This window comes from Komagataeibacter diospyri (assembly GCF_006538165.1).
Lineage (GTDB): Bacteria > Pseudomonadota > Alphaproteobacteria > Acetobacterales > Acetobacteraceae > Komagataeibacter > Komagataeibacter diospyri.
In genome coordinates, this window is the sequence record NZ_BDLU01000018.1 from 1 (window position 1) to 3,023 (window position 3,023).

Here is a 3,023-nt window from a genome sequence, read left to right on the forward strand (position 1 = left end):
GACAATTCTTCCAAGGTTGACACGTGGCTCAGGGATGCCAGAGATGGAAGTTCAATTCACGTTGAAGGGCATCTTTCAGGCAGCGGGGCGATTGTCGTCGAGAAAGCCGATCGTGTAAGAAAATCTGCGCGATATATAACAGTGACAATTACTAAAAAAGAACATAATTGGATGTTTTACTATGCGTAAACTATTAGAATTAAATAACTTTGATATTTGTAAAATATTTAAACGTCTGGATGACCTGGGCGCCAGTTCTTTAGGCGAAGATGCCGATATGTTTGGAGATACGCTGGAGGAAGCAATCCAGTGCGGACCGCGAACGCATGATCTTCCGTTCAAACTGCAAACAATCGCTGAATTAAGAACTTTACTGGCCTGCAGCGATGCGGAAATTGACCATATTACCTGGGCCCTGATCCGCATAGATCCAACAGTTGAGCCGGAGGAACCGCCCAACTGGGGCAGCTTCCCAAGCCTGCGGGCATTCTGGTCTGCCGTCCTGCACGCCTTTGAACATGATCCCGAGGTCCAGGAAACAAAAGGCAGCTGACCTGAACGCGCAGGGTTATTGGCAACAGGTCTCGCGGGGATGTCAGGTTCCGCATATTAGCAACCCAGAACTGGCCAGTCACCCCGGTCATCGCTTTACAAAACGCACCCCGCACAAGGTTACAGTCCCAGTTCCGACAGGCCCGCATCCGCCGTAATCGGTTGGTCGTTTATGGCAGCGAAGCGGGTATGCATCAGGTCATCGGCATCAAATTCCCAGACCTCGTTACCGTAGGAGCGCCGCCACGCCACCGTGCCGTCATGCCATTCATAGGCAAAGCGCACGGCCATGCGGTTGAGGCAGAAACCCCACAATTCCTTGATCAGACGGCAATCGTGTAATAAAAAAGAATAAAATGGGATGGTTTATTATGTCTATACCGTTAAGCTTGAATAAATATGATATTCTCGACCTATTTCCGCGTCTAGCAGATCTGGGCGCGAGTTCGTTTGGCGAGGATCCTGAGCTCTTTGGCGATACACTGTTCGAGGTCATTGAAGATGCGCCGCGCATGCATCGCCTGCCGTTCAAGCAGCAGACAGTCAACGAATTAAGGACGTTACTGGCCTATAGCGATATGGACCTCGATCGCGTCAGTTGGGCTGTGCTCGGTATGGACCCCACGGCGGATATTGAAGAACCACCTAACTGGGGCAGCTTTCCAAGCCTGCGGGCATTCTGGTCAGCCGTTCTGCATACCTTTGAAAATGACCCCGAGGTGCGGGCGGGAAGAGAGATTGACCGCGACGTGTAGGGGCCGGGCATTCACCAACATGGAATACAGAAATGTCTGTTTCCATGTGTTGGCGTTCCAGAAACAGACCATCCGCTTACCTGAAGAGTTTCGGGCGCCGCGAGGCGTACGAAAATCTGGGAAGACCGAACCCGCGACACCGGGACTCAGTTATGGGGAATTTGCAACTGGCGCCACCCCGGAGGAGAGGCTGAGCCAGAGCATAAAGGTACGTATGTGGAACTGGAACGGGTTTTTGTGATCGGATCTGCATGACGTGATGTCAGAACTGGCGGTGCAGGCAGCGATTTTCCCGGGTTTTCCAGTGATGCGTACAGGAGCCTCGGTTTGCCGGAGTGCAGCCACTCCGGCATCGGGATCGGTCATGCTGTTGTCTCTGCGGGCTGTCATGGTGATCCCCCGGCCGGATCAGTCGCCGGTGGCAGCCCTCTGGGCTGGCACCATCGGGGAAGGATCTGGATGACGACCATCTGACCACCACAGCATGGGCAGGGCGGTGGCATGACCGGTTCAGGCTCAGGGGTCTCTGCCGCTGACGTGGGTATGACCTTCAGCAGTTCCCGCACCCGGGCGAGGCTGGCCTTGCGGCTGGAACTGGCCAGCAGGCCATAATGGCGGATGCGATGAAATTCCCGGGGCAGGACATGCAACATGAAGCGACGGATGAACTCATCCGTGGCGAGCGTCATGACCTGCTGCTGGTGGGCCGTGTCCCGCCTGTAGTCCTTGTAGCGGAACGTCACGCCGTTTTCGTTGAACGCCAGGAGGCGGCGGTTCGAGATGGCGATGCGGTGGGTATAGTGCGACAGGTAGGCCAGCACCGCTTTGGGACCCGCAAAAGGTGGTTTGGCATAAACAACCCAGCGCCTGCCGCGCACGGGGGCCAGATACCGCAGAAAGGTACGACGGTCTGCGAGAGGGGCAAGCTGCCCCCGGAAGACCAGCCGGTCAGCATCGAAAAGCGCAAGTAGCCGGGTGAGGAACAGACGACGAAACAGCTTGCCCAGCACACGAACGGGCAGGAGGAAGGCCGGGCGCGACGAGATCCAGCGCTGACCATCGGGCGAGAGACCGCCACCCGGCACGATCATGCGCACATGGGGATGGTGGGTCAGCGCCGACCCCCAGCTGTGCAGCACGGCGGTGATGCCGATGCGGGCACCCAGATGCCGGGGATCGGCGGCGATCGTCATCATCGTCTCCGAGGCAGCCTGGAACAGCAGGGCGTAGAGAACGGCCTTGTTCTGCAGCGCGATGTCGGCGATCCGCGCCGGCAGAGTGAAGACGACATGGAAATACCCGACCGGCAGCAGGTCAGCCTCACGTTCGGCCAGCCATGTCCGCGCGGCATTCCCCTGGCAGCGCGGACAATGACGATTGCGGCAGCTGTTATAGGCAATGCGCCAGTGTCCGCAGTCCCCGCAGGCCGCAACATGACCACCAAGGGCTGCCGTGCGACAGTGTTCGATCGCCGACATGACCTTGAGCTGCTGCAGAGGGAGACGGCCGGCATGGGCTGCCCGCCGGGCAGGACCGGCAGCCCGAAAGATATCGCCAAGTTCGAGCGAGGCGGACATGACCGTGCCCACCGAAGCTCGGCGATCAGCCGTCGGGCCTCGCCTGCGCCGTCGTCAGCATGCCCAGCCTGTCGAGCGGACTGATGACGGCCCGCACGGTCCGTGTCGCAACTTTTGTATAAAGGGCCGTGGTCTCCAG

General features: G+C 58.0%; 3 protein-coding genes and 2 pseudogenes. 3 read left to right on the forward strand and 2 right to left on the reverse strand.

Features of this window, described 5'->3' with window-relative positions; translation table 11 throughout:
- Positions 1-189, forward strand: a pseudogene (locus MSKU9_RS18485) (RNase A-like domain-containing protein); the annotation flags it as partial.
- Positions 182-553, forward strand: coding sequence for a hypothetical protein (locus tag MSKU9_RS03310; protein WP_193557625.1), 372 nt, complete (start codon positions 182-184; stop codon positions 551-553). The pseudogene MSKU9_RS18485 and the gene MSKU9_RS03310, both read left to right, overlap by 8 nt.
- Positions 554-672: 119 nt before the next feature.
- Here MSKU9_RS03310 and MSKU9_RS03315 read toward each other — a convergent pair.
- Positions 673-891, reverse strand: a pseudogene (locus tag MSKU9_RS03315) (DUF1348 family protein); the annotation flags it as partial.
- Between the two features lie 32 nt (positions 892-923).
- Between MSKU9_RS03315 and MSKU9_RS03320 the strand changes: the two are divergent.
- On the forward strand, positions 924-1,307 hold the full coding sequence (locus MSKU9_RS03320) for a hypothetical protein (RefSeq protein ID WP_141259933.1): 384 nt from the start codon (positions 924-926) through the stop codon (positions 1,305-1,307).
- A gap of 386 nt (positions 1,308-1,693) precedes the next feature.
- Here the strand turns inward: MSKU9_RS03320 and MSKU9_RS03325 are convergent, their stop codons facing one another.
- Positions 1,694-2,884: an IS91 family transposase gene (locus tag MSKU9_RS03325; protein ID WP_141259931.1), complete on the reverse strand. Its 1,191-nt coding sequence runs from the start codon at positions 2,882-2,884 to the stop codon at positions 1,694-1,696.
- Between the last annotated feature and the right edge of the window lie 139 nt (positions 2,885-3,023).

Bases quoted from the DNA above. Each gene is read 5' to 3' on its own strand.
- MSKU9_RS03310 (WP_193557625.1), top strand. From the start codon at position 182: ATGCGTAAACTATTAGAATTAAATAACTTTGATATTTGTAAAATATTT.
- MSKU9_RS03325 (WP_141259931.1), bottom strand. From the start codon at position 2,884: ATGTCCGCCTCGCTCGAACTTGGCGATATCTTTCGGGCTGCCGGTCCT.
- MSKU9_RS03320 (WP_141259933.1), top strand. From the start codon at position 924: ATGTCTATACCGTTAAGCTTGAATAAATATGATATTCTCGACCTATTT.